Below are 15,440 nucleotides of genomic sequence, written 5' to 3' on the forward strand. Positions count from 1 at the left end.
GTACCGGCGGCCGTGCTCCACGCGTCGGGAGTCGAGGGCGGGGGTGACGTGCCGCCCTCACGGTCAGGACTGCGGCCGGCCCGTCGCCACCGCGTAGAACGCCACTGCCGCCGCCGCGCCCACGTTGAGGGAGTCGACGCCGTGGGACATCGGGATGCGGACCCATTCGTCGGCGGCGACCAGGGCCTGCCGGGACAGGCCGTCGCCCTCCGCGCCGAGCATGAGCGCCACCCGGTCCATGCGGTGCGGCGCGGCCTCGTCGAGGCTGCTCGCCTTCTCGTCCGGGGTGAGCGCGAGCAGCGTGAAACCGGCCTCGCGGACCGACTCCAGGTCCTTCGGCCAGGTCTCCAGCCGGGCGTACGGCACGGAGAACACCGCGCCCATGGACACCTTGACGCTCCGCCGGTACAGCGGGTCGGCGCAGTCGGGCGACAGCAGCACCGCGTCCATGCCGAGGGCCGCCGCCGAGCGGAAGATGGCGCCGATGTTGGTGTGGTCGTTCACCGACTCCATGATCACCACACGGCGGGCGGTGCGGAGCAGTTCGCCGGCTGTCGGCAACGGCTTGCGCTGCATGGACGCGAGGGCGCCGCGGTGCACGTGGTAGCCGGTGACCCGTTCGGCGAGTTCCGGGCTCACGGCGTACACCGGGGCCGGGAGCTCGTCGATGACGTCGCGCATGACGTCGATCCACTTGGCCGAGAGCAGCATGGACCGCATCTCGTAGCCCGCTTCCTTGGCCCTGCGGATGACCTTCTCGCCCTCGGCGATGAACAGGCCCTCCGCGGGCTCGCGCCGGCGGCGCAGCTCCACGTCGGTCAGACCCGTGTAGTCGGTCAGGCGCGGGTCGTCGGGGTCCTCGACGGTGATGAGATCGGCCACAGGGTGATACTGCCTTGTCCTGGGTGTGCTGCCAACGGCTGGGTAAGGGTTGTGCCACCCCGGGTTACCGGGGTTGCTCGGGGGCGCCTCGGTGGGTGCCCCGTGGGTGTGTTCAGGCGGCGGGCTCGGGGCCGACCCGTACGACCTCGCCCACGACGATGACCGCCGGGGGCTTCACCTCCTGAGACCGTACCGTCTCGGCGACCGTGGCCAGGGTGGCGTCCACCCGGCGCTGGGCGGCCGTCGTGCCCTCCTGGACCAGGGCCACCGGCGTCGTCGGCGGCTTGCCGTGGGCGACGAGCGTCTCGGCGATCTTCCCGATCTTGTCGACGCCCATCAGGATGACCAGGGTGCCGGTGAGCTTGGCCAGCGAGGGCCAGTCGACCAGGGAACGCTCGTCGTCGGGCGCCACATGGCCGCTGACCACGGTGAACTCATGGGCGACCCCCCGGTGCGTGACCGGGATGCCGGCCGCGCCCGGGACCGAGATGGAGCTGGAGATGCCGGGAACCACCGTGCACGGGATGCCGGCCTCGGCGAGCGCCTGGACCTCCTCCATGCCCCGGCCGAAGACGAACGGGTCGCCGCCCTTGAGCCGGACCACCGCCTTGCCCTGCTTGGCGTGCTCGATCAGCGCGTTGTTGATGGCCTCCTGGGCCATGTAGCGGCCGTAGGGGATCTTGGCCGCGTCGATCACCTCGACGTGCGGCGGCAGCTCGGCGAGCAGATCGCGCGGGCCCAGCCGGTCGGCGATGACGACGTCCGCCTCGGCGAGCAGGCGCCGGCCGCGGACGGTGATCAGATCGGGGTCGCCGGGGCCGCCGCCGACCAGGGCCACGCCCGCGGTGCGCGTGCGGTGGTGCGGGGCGACGAGGGTGCCGTCGCGCAGGCCCGCCACGACCGCGTCCCGGATGGCGGCGGTGTGGCGGGGGTCGCGGCCCCGCGCGTGGGTGGTGAGCACGGCCACGGTGACGCCCTCGCTGTGGCCGGTCGCCGGGGTCCAGGCCGTGGCCTGGTCGGCGTCGTCGGAGCGGACGCACCAGACGCGGTGCCGCTCCGCCTCGGCGGAGGCGCGGGTGTTGGCGCCTGGGTCGCTGGTGGCGATGAGGGCGTACCAGGCCTCGGCGAGGTCGCCTTCGGCGTAGGCGCGCCGCTCCCAGGTGATCTCCCCCGCCTCGGCCATGGCCTCGACCGAGGGGGTGGCCTCCGGGGACACGACGGTGATGTCCGCGCCGGCCGCGATCAGGGCGGGCAGGCGGCGCTGGGCCACGGTGCCGCCGCCGAGGACGACCACGCGGCGGCCGGAGAGGCGGAGGCCTACGGGGTAGGCGGGGTGTTCGGCCATGAGGGCGTCCTCCGGTGGCTTTGCGGTGGCGCTGACGTGCGGATTTTACGGTGGTGGCGGTGCGGGTGGGACAGGTGTCCGGTGACTGGTCAACGACGCCGGGCACCGGCCGTGGTGGAGGCCGGAGGGGGCGGGCCCGTGGACGGCGCGGGAGGGCGTCTACGGTGCTCGGCACCGGCCCCGTAGACGCCGGAAGGCATCGACAGGCGCGCGGCGACCGGCCCGTGGCCGCGGGAGGGCCTGGGCGGGCGGTCGGCGACCCGCCCGTAGACGCCGGAAGGAATCGACCAGGCGCCCGGCGACCGGCCCGTGGACGGCGCAGGGCATCAGTAGACACCCGGCACCGGCCCGTGGACGGTGGAAGGCATCGGTAGACGCCCGACACCGGCCCATGGACGGTGGAAGGCGCCCGGCGTCGCGCGTGCCGGGCGCCCGTCCCTTACTTCTCGGTGACGCCCGCCGCGTCGAACGTGGCCACCTCGTGCATGGCCCTCGCCGTGCTCTGGACCAGCGGGAGCGCCAGCAGGGCGCCCGTGCCCTCGCCGAGGCGGAGGTCGAGGTCGACCAGCGGGCGCAGGCCCAGCTTGTTCAGCGCCGCGACGTGGCCCGGCTCGGCGCTGCGGTGGCCGGCGATGCAGGCCGCGAGGACCTCGGGGGCGATCGCGCGGGCGACGAGGGCCGCCGCTCCGGCGCTGACGCCGTCCAGGATCACCGGCGTCCGCAGGGACGCGCCGCCGAGCAGCAGGCCGACCATGGCCGCGTGCTCGAAGCCGCCGACGGCCGCGAGGACGCCGATCGGGTCGGCCGGGTCCGGCTGGTGGAGTTCCAGCGCGCGGCGGACGACCTCGGTCTTGCGGACCAGCGTCTCGTCGTTGATGCCCGTGCCGCGCCCGGTCACCTCGGCCGGGTCGGCGCCGGTGAAGACGGAGATCAGCGCGGCGGACGCGGTGGTGTTGGCGATGCCCATCTCACCGGTGAGCAGCGCCTTGTTGCCGGCCGCCACCAGGTCGCGGGCGGTCTCGATGCCCACCTCGATGGCCGCCTCGGCCTCCTCGCGGGTCATCGCCGGGCCGGCGGTCATGTCGGACGTACCACCGCGGATCTTGCGCGGCAGCAGGCCCGGCGTGGCGGGCAGGTCGGCGGCGACGCCCACGTCCACGACGCACACCTCGGCGCCGACCTGGGCGGCGAAGGCGTTGCAGACGGCTCCCCCGCCGAGGAAGTTGGCCACCATCTGGGCGGTCACCTCCTGCGGCCAGGGGGTGACGCCCTGGGCGTGCACGCCGTGGTCGCCGGCGAAGATCGCGACGGCGGCGGGTTCCGGGATCGGCGGCGGGCACTGCCGGGACAGCCCGCACAGCTGTGCGGAGATGATCTCCAGCATGCCGAGCGCGCCGGCCGGCTTGGTCATGCGCTTCTGGCGCTCCCATGCCTCGCCGAGCGCCTTGGCGTCGAGCGGGCGGATCTGTGCGACGGTCTCGGCGAGCAGGTCGTGGGGTTCCTCTCCGGGCAGGGCGCGGCGGCCGTATGTCTCCTCGTGCACCACCCAGGACAGGGGGCGTCGCTTGGACCAGCCGGCCTGCATCAGCTCGGGCTCGTCCGGGAACTCGTCGACGTACCCGACACACAGGTAGGCGACGACCTCCAGGTGCTCGGGCAGGCCGAGCGCGCGGACCATCTCCCGCTCGTCGAAGAAGCTGACCCAGCCGACGCCGAGGCCTTCGGCGCGGGCGGCGAGCCAGAGGTTCTCCACCGCGAGCGCCGAGGAGTAGGGCGCCATCTGCGGCTGGGTGTGACGGCCGAGGGTGTGCCGGCCGCCGCGGGTGGGGTCGGCGGTGACGACGATGTTGACCGGGGTGTCGAGGATGGCCTCGATCTTCAGTTCCTTGAACTGCTTGGCCCGGCCCTTCGGCAGCGACTTGGCGTACGCCTCGCGCTGTCGCATCGCCAGTTCGTGCATCGTCTGCCGGGTCTCGGCGGATCTGATGACGACGAAGTCCCAGGGCTGCGAGTGGCCCACGGAGGGCGCGGTGTGCGCGGCCTCCAGGACCCGGAGCAGCACCTCGTGCGGGATGGGGTCGCTGCGGAAGCCGTTGCGGATGTCGCGGCGCTCGCGCATCACCTTCAGGACGGCCTCGCGCTCGGCGTCGGCGTAGGCGGGCGCGGCCGGGCCGGTGGACTGTCGTGCTTCCGCCACCGCGGCCGTGCTCTCTTCCTGGTCGGCGGCCCTGGTGTCCAGGTCCTCCGGCTGCTCCGTGTGCTGTACGGCATCGGGGGCGGGCTGCGCGTCCGCCCCGGCCGGTACCTGGGCCGGCTCGCCCTCGCGGGGCGCGGGCACCGTGGCCACCGGCTCCGGCTGCGGCTGCGGCTGCGGCTGCTCCTGCGGAACCTGGGGGACCTGCGGTTCGGCCGCGGGCGGCGCCACGGGCTGCGGCGGGGTGGGCGCCAGGTGCGGGGTGGTGGGCACCTGCCCCTGCACCGGCACGAACTGCCCGAGCGGCTGCCCGGGGTCCGGCACGGCGGCGTCCGGTACGGCGGCGTCCGGCGCGGGCGCCGGTGCCTGGGGCTGCGGGGCCTCCGGGGCCTCGGCTACGGCGGGCTGGGCGGCCGGTACGGCGTCCGGGGAGCCCGAGCCCGGCTGGGCCGGAGCGGCGGTGGGAGTGGGCTCGGCGGGGGCCTGCGGGGTGGCCGACTCGACTACCGGGGTGGCCGACTCGACTACCGGGGCGGCAGGCTCGGCCACCGGGGCAGCGGGGTCGGCGCCCGCAGCGGCGGACTCGGCCGTGGGGGCGGCGGGGTCTGCTACCGGGGCGACGCCTTCGGCCGGGGCCTCGACAGCGGCCGGGTCGGGGGCCTGGGCCATCTCCTGGGCGACGGCCGGGACTTCGGCGGGTGCCTGGCCGGTGGCCTGGGCCGGGTCCTGAATGACGGCCGGCGCCACCTCCTGGACAGTGGCCGGGACCTCGGCGGGAACCTGACCGGTGGCCTGGGCCGGGTCCTGAATGACGGCCGGCGCCACCTCCTGGACAGTGGCCGGGACCTCGGCGGGAACCTGGCCGGTGGCCTGGGCCGGGTCCTGGGTCACGTCCTGAGTCACGTCTTGACCGGCGACCGGGGCTGCGGGCGCGACCGGCTCCGGGGCGTCGACGGCGGGCTGGGGCTGCGCGAGGTCGGCGACCTGCGGTGCGGCGGGGGCCTGCGATGCGTCGGCAACCTGCGCGGCCACGTCGGGCTGCATGGCCTCGGCGGGCTGCTCGGCCTGGGTGGACTGCGGGTCCTCGGTGGGATGCGCGGCCTCGGTGGACTGCGCGGCCTCGCCCGGCTCCGCGTCCGTGCCCGGCTGGACCGCCTCGGTCACGGCGGGGTCGGCTACGGCAGGTTCGGCCACGGCGGCCTCGGTCACGACGGATGCGGGGGCGCCGGGATCCGTCACGGTCTGCTCGGCGGCCGTGGTCTCACCGGCCTCGGTCTCGGAAGCACCGCCGGTCGCGTCGGTCGCGGCGGCTTCAGGGGTCACGGCAGCGGTCTCGGCGGCGGGTGCGGCCTCGGCGTCCGTGGCGGCGGCCTCGGCAGCTTGCGCGAGCTGCACGGCCTCCTCCTGGGCCGCCGGGTCCGCGACGGTCTGCTGTGGTGCCGCCTGGGCCGGCACGTCCGGCTCCGCCGTGTCCACGGCAGCCGCGACGCCCTCGGCCAACGTCTCGGTCTCGGCGGCCGGCGCCTCCGCCGGTGCGGTGTACACCCCGTCGTGCCCGTGCGCCGGCTGGACCCCGTCATGACCGTGCACGACGGGGAAGTGACCGGTGTCGCCGGACGTGCCCTGGGCCGCCGCCTGGGTCGCGAGGCGGGCCATCGTGGCCTGGGCCGCGTCGGCCGGCTCGGCGGGGGCAGGAGCGGCGGGGGCGGCGGGCTCGGCGGCCTCGGCCGGAACAACCGTTTCCGCAGCCGGTGCCTGCGCGCCGACCGGAGCCTGGGCCTGAACCACGGCCTGCCCCTCGACCGGCGCCTGAGCCGGGACCTGGGCCTCAACCGGAGCCTGCGCCTGTACAGGAGCCTGCGTCTCGGCCGGAGCCGGAGCCTGCCCCTCGGCCGGAAGCTGAGTCTGCCCCTCGACCGGGACCTGAACCTCAGCTTCGGGCTGAACCCCAGGCTGGGCCTGAACTGGCGCCTCGACCTGTCCCTCGGCCGGTACCTGGACCTGCGCCCCGCCCTGCGCCGGAATCCGGGTCTCGGGCGCCGCCCCCCACGGTGTCGCGTTCTGCGGGGCCGGCTGGGGCTGGGCGTCGAGGTACTCGGGGCCGGCGGCCGGCGGGCCGGGCTGTCGTGCCGGTGCTCCGGCGGGGCCGCGGTCGGCGAGGGAGCGGACCGGGCTCGCGGAGGTGTCGGGGATCGGCGGGCCGAGGTGCAGCGGACGGCGCGGCGGCTGCGGCGCGGCCGCCGGGTCGTGCGGCGCCGAGAGGATGGGCGACGGCGGCACCGACGCGGGACCGGGATGGGGCAGGCGGACGCCGCCGAGGTCGACCGAGCCGGTGTCACGGCCGGCCGTCTCGTGCGGGCCCGGCTCGTGGACGGCCTCCACCACCGGTTCCGGAGCGGGTGGCGGCACCTCGTTGCCCCACGCGCCCTGGGCACCCGGCAGCAGCAGGTCTTCGTCCTCGGCGGGTGCCTCGGAGAGGTAGGTGTACGCGCCGTGCGCGGGGACGCCCGGCTGTTCCACCATGCCTGCGCTCTCCGGCTGCCCCTCGCCCGGGACCTGGCCGGTGTCGGTCATGCGTACCCCTCGCCCATCGGTTAGTGCTCCCTACGACCAGCTCACCCGGAACGGCGCACCGACCGCCCCGCAGTGAAGAACGAGCGTCCGTGCCCAGCGGCACGAACGACCCGCCGGAAAAGGCGACAAAGCCATTCAGTGGCATTGTCCCGGCCGTTCCGCCGTCGCGACAGCATGATCCGCGACAGCCCGCTGTGGACTGCGCCACGTTGCGCGTCCTCCGGTTCCGCAGTACCGCACCCGCCCAAGACGGGCGTGCGATCCGGACATTGGCGAACGAAGTCCGGGTCACCGGTGCGGTACAACGATCGGCCAGCCTACCGCGCGCGGTACGACAACCGGATCACGGGGCGCGGTCGGGCAGGACCCCGCTGAGCAGGAACGCGACGTTCCGCTCGGTCTCGGTCCAGGCCCTGGTGTCGAGTTCGACGGACTGGATCAGGGCGCACTCGACGCGGTAGCCGTGCTCGGTCAGGTCGCGGCCGACGCGTTCGGCGGCGTCCCGGGTGGCGGCGTGGGTGACGATGCGCCGCGGGCGCCGGTCGGCGACCGCGGAGACGACGGCCGGTCCCCCGCCGCCGACCCGTACGACGTCCGGTTCGGGCAGGTTCTCCAGGGCGTGCGGGGCGCTGCCGTAGACCACTTGGAGCTGGACCCCGAAGCGGCGGGCGGCCCCCTCGGTGCGGGTGCAGGCGGCCGGGTCGTGGTCGACGGCGATGACGGCCGCGCCGGCCCGGGCGGCCTCGGTGGCGAACGCGCCGCTGCCGCAGCCGATGTCCCACACGAGGTCGCCGGTCCGGGGTCCGAGGCGGGCGAGTTGGGCGGCGCGCAGCAGCTCCGTCTCCCCCTCGCCGAGCCCGTGGCCGTACGTCTCGTCGGGCTGCACCCAGCCCCGCGGGCCCGTGCCCGGGTCGCGGCCGGCGATCCAGCCGCCGCTCTCCCCGGCGCCGGCGGGGCCGCCGATGACGATGACGACGTTGGGGTCGCGCCAGGTGTGGTCGGCGGCCTTGTCGGAGGTGACGACGCTGACCTGTTCGCGTTCGGTGCCCAGTTCCTCGCAGATGACGAAGGTGCGGTGCACGCCTTCCAGCAGGAGCCCGAGTTCGGCGGGGCCGGCGCCCGGCGCGGTGAGGACGGCGACCTTGGCGTGGGCGCGGCAGACGTTCACGGCGCGGCGCAGGGTGCGCGGGTGGGCGACGACCACCTGGGCGTCGTCCCAGGGCATGCCGGCCCGGGCGAAGGCGGTGGCGACGGAGGAGACGGCGGGGACGACCTCGACCTCCAGGCCGTACTCGGGGGCGCGCAGGGTGCGTACGACGCCGAAGAAGCCGGGGTCGCCGTCGGCGAGGACGACGGCGGTGCCGCGGTGGGCGGCGATGCGGCGGGCGGCCAGCGGGAGGCTGCCGAGGCGGATGCGTTCGGCGGTGGGCGGCACCTCGGGCAGCGCCAGGTGGTGGGCGGCTCCGGCCACGAGGGTGGCGGCGCCGAGGGCGCCCCGTGCCGCGGCGGTCAGCGGCGAGCCGTCCCAGCCGATCACCGTGACCCGGTCGGCCATCGTCGTCAGTCTCCAGTGGTTCTGCTCGGGTCTTCGGGGGGGGTAGCCCGGTACGCGGGCTCCGTGAGCGTACCTGGTGAAACCCGGAGGACTCAGTTCCAGTCCGAGTACGAGGTGAAACCACTCGCGTCGGCCAGCTGCTCGCCGACCCCGGCGAGGTCCTCGGGCAGCAGGCTCCAGACGATGACGTCGGTGCGTACCCGGGCCCAGGTGCCGTCCTCGGTCCGGGCGCGGGCTATCCAGGCGTTGCGCAGCACGCCCTCGCTGATACAGCCGATCTTCTGGGCCACCTGCTGGGAGGCGGTGTTGCCGGCGGCGGTGCGCAGTTCCAGCCGCTCGAAGTCCCGGTCGTGGAAGAGCCATTGGGCGAGGGCGAGGGCGGATTCGGAGGCGTAGCCCTCGCCGCGGGCCCAGGGCGCGATGACGTAGGCCAGTTCGCTGGAGCGCACGCGCCAGTCCGTGTTCTTCAGGTGGACGAGGCCGACGAGCCGCTGGGTGAGGAACTCGGTGACGGCGAGGACGATGCCGCGGCCCTCGGTGCGCTCGGCGGGGGCGAGCCGGGTGATCCAGTGGCGGGCGTCGGCCTCGGTGTAGGGGTGGGGGACGCTGGTCCAGGCGACGACCTGCTCGTCGTTCATCATCTCGGCCAGGGCGGGCACGTCGTCCTCGTCGAGGGGACGCAGCACCAACCGCTCCGTGCTGATGGAGATGTTGGGGAAGGTGCTCGTCATGCGCCGCTCCGTAACCTTCGGAAGTTCCTCGGAAGACCGTCAGGGCCGTCAGGTCCGCTGAACTGCCCAGCATGCAGCATGAAACCACCGAAGCGCACGACGGGGTCCGCTCCTCGTGAGGGAGGGGACCCCGTGCGTCGCCGTGGCCGGTGTGCGCGTCCGTCAGCCGCCGGTCGCGGGCAGGACGGACCCGTGGTACTTGTCCTTGATGAACGCGCGGACCTCGGGTGAGACGAGCAGGCCGGCGAGCTTCTTCACCCGCGGGTCGTCCTCGTGGCCGCGTTTGACGGCGAGGAGGTTGGCGTAGGGGTTGTTCTTCGCCGACTCCAGCAGGATCGCGTCCTTGGTGGGGCTCAGGCCCGCGTCCTGGGCGTAGTTGTTGTTGACCACCGCGGCGTCCACGTCGTCGAGCGAGCGGGGCAGCTGGGCGGCCTCCAGCTCCCTGAACTTCAGGTGCCGCGGGTTGTCGGTGACGTCCCGTGGGGAGGCGTCGGTGCCGGCGCCCGCCTTGAGCTTGATGACACCGCCGGCGGCGAGCAGCTTCAGCGCGCGGCCCTCGTTGGTGATGTCGTTGGGTACGGCGACGGTGGCGCCGTCGGCGAGCTTGGTGATGTCCTCGACCCGGTGCGAGTAGACGCCCATGGGCGGCAGGTAGGGCTTGACGACCGGGACCAGGTCGGTGCCCTTGGACTTGTTGAAGTCGTCCAGGTAGGGCTGGTTCTGGTAGAGGTTGGCGTCCAGCTCGCCCTCCTGGAGGGCGGTGTTGGGCAGGACGTAGTCGGTGAACTCCTTGATCTCCAGCTTCAGGCCGGCCTTGGCGGCGAGGTGGTCCCTGATGTAGGTGAGCACCTCGCCGGCCGGGACGGCGGTGGCGCCGACGACGAGGGTGTCGTCCTTGCCACCGCCCTTGCCGGAGTCCGTGCCGGAGCCGCAGGCGGTGAGGCCGAGGCCGAGGGCCAGGGTCACCACGGCGGCGACGGACGTGCGCATGGCGTCAGTCCCCCTCGGCGGCTCAGAACGACGGGATGACGGAGCCCTGGTACTTGTCCTCGATGAACTTCTTGACCTCGGGCGAGGTGAGGAGCTTGGCGAGCTTGGTCACCCGCGGGTCCTTCTCGTTGCCCTTCTTCACGGCGAGGAAGTTGCCGTAGGGGTTGTCCTTGGGGGACTCCAGGACGAGGGCGTCCTTGGCGGGCTTCAGGCCGGCGGAGATGGCGTAGTTGCCGTTGACCACGGCCGCGTCGACGTCGTCCAGGGAGCGCGGGGTCTGGGCCGCCTCGACCTCCTTGAACTTGAGGTCCTTGGGGTTCTTGGTGATGTCCCGCGGGGTGGCCTCGTTGCCGACGCCGTCCTTGAGGGTGATCAGCCCGTTGGCGGCGAGCAGCTTCAGGGCGCGGGCCTCGTTGACGGCGTCGTTCGGGACGGCGACGGTCGCACCGCTCTTGAGGGCGTCGGCCTTCTTGACCTTGTGGGAGTACAGGCCGAGCGGTTCCAGGTGCACCGTGACGACGGGCACGATGTGGGTGCCGCGCTTGTTGTTGAAGTCGTCGAGGTACGGCTGGTTCTGGAAGTAGTTGGCGCCCACCGAGCCGTCCTCGGTCGCCGTGTTCGGCGTGATGTAGTCGGTGAACTCCTTGACCTCGAGGTCGAGGCCCGCCTTCTTCGCCAGCTTGTCCTTGACGAAGTCGAGGATCTCGGCGTGCGGGGTCGGGCTCGCGGCGACGACCAGCGGGCCGCTGGCGTCGAGGGAGCCGGAGTCCTTGTCGGAGCCGCAGGCGGTCAGCCCGAGGGTGAGGGCTGAGGCGGCGAGGACGGCGGTGGTGAGCTTGGCGGTGTTACGCACGAAAAGTGCCTTTCCTTAAGGGTGGTGCGACCCCGGGTACGGGTGACCGGGGAGCCTGGGGTGCCTTGCGCGACCTTGCTGGTCCGTGCGTCAGGCGACCTTGCCGACCTCGGCCGCCGCGGGCTCCTCGGCCTTCAGCAGGCGGAGCTTGGGGGCCGGACCGGAGCGGGCGCCGCGGCGGTGCAGGGAGCGGGCGGCGAAGTCGCCGGCGAACTGGATGAGGGAGATGACGACGGCGAGGATCGCCACCGTGATCCACATCAGTTCGGTCTCGAAGCGCTGGTAGCCGTAGCGGACGGCGAGGTCGCCGAGGCCGCCGCCGCCGACCGTGCCGGCCATGGCGGAGTAGCCGATGAGGGCGATGATCGTGGTGGTGGTGGAGGCGATCAGCGACGGCAGGGCCTCGGGGACGAGGACCTTGCGGACGATCGTCCAGGTGTTGCCGCCCATGGACTGCACGGCCTCGACGAGTCCCTGGTCGACTTCGCGCACGGCCGTCTCGACCAGGCGGGCGAAGAAGGGGATGCCGCCGATGGCGAGCGGCACGATGGCCGCGGTGGTGCCGATGGTGGTGCCGGTGACCCAGCGGGTGAAGGTCATCAGCGCGACCATCAGGATGATGAACGGCATGGACCGGCCGATGTTCACGACCTGGCCGATCACCTTGTTGGCGAGGACGTTCTGCAGCAGGCCGCCCCGGTCGGTGAGGACCAGGAGGATGCCGAGCGGCAGGCCGGCGACGACGGCGATCACGGTGGACCAGAGCACCATGGTGAAGGTCTGGCTACACGCGTCCGACAGCAGCGGCTGCATCTCCGACCAGGTCACTTGGCACCTTCCTTCACCAGCGGGGCGTCCTGGCCCACGACGTCGATCTGCAGGCCCTGTTCGCGCAGGAACCCGATCGGGACCACGTTGTCCTCGTAGCGGCCGGGCAGTTCGATGCGCATCCGGCCGACCTGGAGGCCGGCGACCGTGTCGATGGCGGCGCCGAGGATCGAGATGTCGATGTTGTAGGTGCGGGCGAGCTGGGAGACGACCGGCTGGGTGGCGCTCTCGCCGTGGAAGGTGACGTCGAGGACGGTCCGGTCGGCGCCGGTGGCCTCGCCGCCCACCGGGAACAGCGCGGCGGCCAGCGTGGAGCCCGGGGTGGCGAGCAGCTCGCTGACGGTGCCGGACTCCACGATCCGGCCGCGCTCCATGAGGGCGGCGGAGTCGCAGATCGACTTCACGACGTCCATCTCGTGGGTGATGAGCAGGACGGTCAGGCCCAGCTGCCGGTTCAGGTCGCGCAGCAGCTGGAGGATGGAGCGGGTGGTCTCCGGGTCCAGGGCGCTGGTGGCCTCGTCGGAGAGCAGCACCTTGGGGTCGCCGGCCAGGGCGCGGGCGATGCCGACGCGCTGCTTCTGGCCGCCGGAGAGCTGGGCGGGGTAGGCCTTGGCCTTGTCGGCGAGGCCGACGAGGTCCAGCAGCTCCAGGGCCTTGCGGGAGCGCTCCTTGCCGGACTTGCCGAGGATCTCCAGCGGCAGCTCGACGTTGTCCTGGACGGTCCGCGAGGACAGCAGGTTGAAGTGCTGGAAGACCATGCCTATCCGGCTGCGGGCGCGGCGCAGTTCCCGGCCGGCCCGCGGGCCGCGTCCGGCGAGGGCGGTCAGGTCCTGCCCGGCGACGGTCACGGTGCCGGAGGTGGGGCGCTCCAGCAGGTTGACGCAGCGGATGAGGGAGGACTTGCCGGCGCCGGACTGGCCGATGACGCCGTAGACCTCGCCTTCGCGGACGTGCAGATCGACGCCGTCGAGGGCGGTGACCTCACGGCCGCGGGAGCGGTAGACCTTGGTCAGGCCCGAGGTGGTGATCACGTGGGTTTCCGTCACTGTCGAGTGCGCGGGCGTGGGTGTGCCCGGGCACGGGTGCATGCGGTTGCGGCATGGAGCGGGGGGTGCGTCTCGTACGGCCTACGGCGCACGGACATGCCACGGGTCTCGCTTCGGGGCGCGAGGCTCAGCTGATGCGGGGGCCCTCTAGAAGGCGCACATTCGACACATCAGGCGACACATACAACGAGCACCGGGCGTCATGGTCGCCTCGGTCGCAAGGGTGCGGCAGCTCGTCGTGGTCATGCGCTCAGTAAACCAGACGGGCGGTCCCGGACGGTCGTCGCTGTCCGGATGGTGGACAGCGGCGGACAGGGCGCGACGGGGCCTCAGGCGTGGCGGGATATCGCCACACCCCGCTCGGTGACCAGTGCGGACAAGGCCGACAGGTCGTCGACCACCAGGTCGGCGTCCAGTTCGGCGGCCCGGTGGGTTGTGGCCAACGCCACGGTGGTCATACCGGCCGCGCGACCGGCCCGCAGTCCGGCGGGGGCGTCCTCGAAGACGACGCAGTGGGCGGGGTCCACGCCGAGCTGCCGGGCGGCCAGCAGATAGGGCTCGGGGTCGGGCTTGCCGCGGGTGACGTCGTCGGCCGAGACCAGGGCCTTCGGGGTGATGCCGACGGCGCCCAGGCGGGCCTCGGCGAGGCGGCGGGTGGCGGAGGTGACCACGGCCCAGCGGTCGGACGGCAGGGCGGCCAGGAAGTCCCGGGTGCCGGGGAGCAGGCGCACGCCCCCGTTGGGCACGTCCTCGACCTCCAGCTGCTCGACCCGGGCGACCGCCTCCGGGACCAGGTGCGCGGGCAGCAGGTCGGCGACGATCTCGGCGGCCGGGCGTCCGTGCAGTTCCACGCGGCCGAACTCCTCGGCGGTGATCCCGTACTCCCGGGCCCAGAGGGACCAGCAGCGCTCGACGGAGTCGAGGGAGGAGACGAGGGTGCCGTCGTTGTCGAACAGGAGGGCGTGCGCGTGGATCGTCATGGTCCCGACCCTACGGCGTTCGGCGGGGGCGGCGGCCCGGGCACGTTTCGGCCGTAATAAGGTCACGGCATGCTCAACGCCCTGATGCTGGTGACCGGGGTCGCCGCGCTCCTGCTCGCCGCCTGGTGCGGCTGGGCCGCCTATCGCGACCAGCCGACGAAGGACTGGCACTTCATCGGCATGGCCGTGGTGTCGGTGCTGGCCCTCGTCCAGCTGGTGGCCGGGATCACGCAGCTGGCGCGGGGCGAGAAGCCGGATCAGGGCACGACGATCTTCGTGGCGTATCTGCTGGGCTCGTTCGCGTGCGTGCCGGCCGCGGGGTTCATGTCGCTGGCCGAGCGGACCCGCTGGGGCTCGGTGACGGTCGCCGCGGCCGGGGTGGTGCTGGCCGTCCTGGAAGTACGGCTCTACGACATCTGGGGAGGCTGAGGTGACGGCGGTTCAGGACAAGCCGGCCCGGCTGATCAGCGGGCCGGGCATGCTGCTGGTCTGGTTCTACGGCGTGATGGTGGTCGGCGCGCTGTCGCGTTCCGCGTACCAGATCGCCACGGAGTTCGACCGGGCGCCGCTGGCGTACACGCTGTCGGCCGTGGCGGGTGTGGTGTACGCGTTCATCACGTACACGCTGGTGCGGGGCGGGGAGAGGGCGCGCAGGGCGGCACTGGTGTGCTGCGCCGCCGAGCTGGCGGGGGTGCTGATCGTCGGCACCTGGACGCTGGTGGAGCCGTCGGCGTTCCCGGACGCGACCGTGTGGTCCGAGTACGGGATGGGGTACGTGTTCATCCCTGTGCTGCTGCCCTTGTCCGCGATGTACTGGCTGCGGAGGGCGCGGGAGCGGCGGGGCGCCTGACGGACGCCGGCGGGCGCGGGTCGTCCGTGGCTCGTCGCACGGTTCCCCGCGCCCCTTCGGGGGCGCTTTTCGTCACGCCGTGGCGACGAAGGCGCCCGCTTCCTTTTCGAGGATGATCATTTCCACGCCGTCGTCGCCCTTGGCCCGGCCCACGGTCTGGTAGCCCACCTTGCGGTACAGGCGGAGGTTGCCCTCGCTGCGGTGGCCGGTGTGGAGGCGGAAGCGGGTGGCGCCGTGCCGCTCGGCCAGCGCGTCCTCGGCCGCGCGCAGCAGCCGGGCGCCGATGCCGTGGCCCTGGAGGCGGGGGTGGACGCAGAGCTTGGCGATCGCCGCCGCGCCGTCCTCGGTCACCTTGCCGCGTACCGAGCCGACGACCTCCTCGCCGAGCCGGGCGACGAAGACGCAGTCGGCGGCGACCTCCTGGCGGACGGAGTCCAGGGTCTGCACGAGCGGGTCGATGCGGTAGTTGCCGTACAGCGCGGCCTCGCTCTGGAAGCAGAGGTACTGGAGCCTGAAGATCTGCTCCGCGTCCTGCTCGGTCGCCGCCGAGATGGTCACGCTCATGCCCATGTGCGCACGCCTCCCGCTCACCTGATCACCTGTCGTCCCCCA

At 73.3% G+C, this 15,440-nt stretch carries 13 protein-coding genes; 2 read left to right on the forward strand and 11 right to left on the reverse strand.

Annotated features, from left to right (window positions below; translation table 11 throughout):
- Nucleotides 1-63: 63 nt before the first annotated feature.
- The 10 genes from HB370_RS08935 to HB370_RS08980 all read right to left on the reverse strand — a co-directional run bounded on the left by HB370_RS08935 (nucleotide 64) and on the right by HB370_RS08980 (nucleotide 13,978).
- A complete protein-coding gene (locus HB370_RS08935) occupies nucleotides 64-882 on the reverse strand; it encodes an RNA methyltransferase (protein WP_030781079.1) in 819 nt (272 codons plus the stop codon).
- Nucleotides 883-994: 112 nt separating this feature from the next.
- Complete coding sequence (gene cobA, locus HB370_RS08940) at nucleotides 995-2,227, reverse strand: uroporphyrinogen-III C-methyltransferase (protein WP_030781082.1); 1,233 nt, start codon at nucleotides 2,225-2,227, stop codon at nucleotides 995-997.
- 439 nt (nucleotides 2,228-2,666) lie between these two features.
- On the reverse strand, nucleotides 2,667-6,995 hold the full coding sequence (gene cobT, locus HB370_RS08945) for a nicotinate-nucleotide--dimethylbenzimidazole phosphoribosyltransferase (protein WP_030781085.1): 4,329 nt from the start codon (nucleotides 6,993-6,995) through the stop codon (nucleotides 2,667-2,669).
- 343 nt (nucleotides 6,996-7,338) lie between these two features.
- On the reverse strand, nucleotides 7,339-8,550 hold the full coding sequence (cbiE, locus tag HB370_RS08950; protein WP_030781088.1) for a precorrin-6y C5,15-methyltransferase (decarboxylating) subunit CbiE: 1,212 nt from the start codon (nucleotides 8,548-8,550) through the stop codon (nucleotides 7,339-7,341).
- A 92-nt stretch (nucleotides 8,551-8,642) separates the two neighbouring features.
- The gene (locus HB370_RS08955; RefSeq protein ID WP_030781091.1) at nucleotides 8,643-9,281 is read right to left on the reverse strand and encodes a GNAT family N-acetyltransferase; all 639 of its coding nucleotides are present in this window, start codon (nucleotides 9,279-9,281) and stop codon (nucleotides 8,643-8,645) included.
- 162 nt (nucleotides 9,282-9,443) lie between these two features.
- Nucleotides 9,444-10,271 (reverse strand): MetQ/NlpA family ABC transporter substrate-binding protein, encoded by an 828-nt coding sequence (locus HB370_RS08960; RefSeq protein ID WP_030781093.1) that lies wholly within the window; start codon nucleotides 10,269-10,271, stop codon nucleotides 9,444-9,446.
- Nucleotides 10,272-10,293: 22 nt separating this feature from the next.
- Entirely contained in the window at nucleotides 10,294-11,124 is an 831-nt protein-coding gene (locus HB370_RS08965) for a MetQ/NlpA family ABC transporter substrate-binding protein (RefSeq protein WP_030781096.1), read from the reverse strand.
- Between the two features lie 90 nt (nucleotides 11,125-11,214).
- Nucleotides 11,215-11,952: a methionine ABC transporter permease gene (locus HB370_RS08970; RefSeq protein WP_030781099.1), complete on the reverse strand. Its 738-nt coding sequence runs from the start codon at nucleotides 11,950-11,952 to the stop codon at nucleotides 11,215-11,217.
- On the reverse strand, nucleotides 11,949-13,040 hold the full coding sequence (locus tag HB370_RS08975) for an ATP-binding cassette domain-containing protein (protein ID WP_078637491.1): 1,092 nt from the start codon (nucleotides 13,038-13,040) through the stop codon (nucleotides 11,949-11,951). The genes HB370_RS08970 and HB370_RS08975 overlap by 4 nt, the downstream gene beginning before the upstream one ends.
- A 287-nt stretch (nucleotides 13,041-13,327) precedes the next feature.
- Complete coding sequence (locus HB370_RS08980) at nucleotides 13,328-13,978, reverse strand: HAD family hydrolase (protein WP_030781105.1); 651 nt, start codon at nucleotides 13,976-13,978, stop codon at nucleotides 13,328-13,330.
- 69 nt (nucleotides 13,979-14,047) lie between these two features.
- Here HB370_RS08980 and HB370_RS08985 point away from each other — a divergent pair, with 69 nt between their 5' ends.
- Together HB370_RS08985 and HB370_RS08990 are read left to right on the forward strand one after the other, a co-directional pair.
- A complete protein-coding gene (locus tag HB370_RS08985; RefSeq protein WP_030781108.1) occupies nucleotides 14,048-14,407 on the forward strand; it encodes a hypothetical protein in 360 nt (119 codons plus the stop codon).
- A gap of 1 nt (nucleotide 14,408) precedes the next feature.
- On the forward strand, nucleotides 14,409-14,828 hold the full coding sequence (locus tag HB370_RS08990) for a hypothetical protein (protein WP_030781111.1): 420 nt from the start codon (nucleotides 14,409-14,411) through the stop codon (nucleotides 14,826-14,828).
- 72 nt (nucleotides 14,829-14,900) lie between these two features.
- Here the strand turns inward: HB370_RS08990 and HB370_RS08995 are convergent, their stop codons facing one another.
- Nucleotides 14,901-15,398, reverse strand: a complete 498-nt coding sequence (locus HB370_RS08995; RefSeq protein ID WP_030781116.1) for a GNAT family N-acetyltransferase — start codon at nucleotides 15,396-15,398, stop codon at nucleotides 14,901-14,903.
- Nucleotides 15,399-15,440: the final 42 nt, after the last annotated feature.

This window comes from Streptomyces sp. DSM 40868 (assembly GCF_011820545.1).
Taxonomy (GTDB): Bacteria; Actinomycetota; Actinomycetes; order Streptomycetales; family Streptomycetaceae; genus Streptomyces; species Streptomyces eurythermus.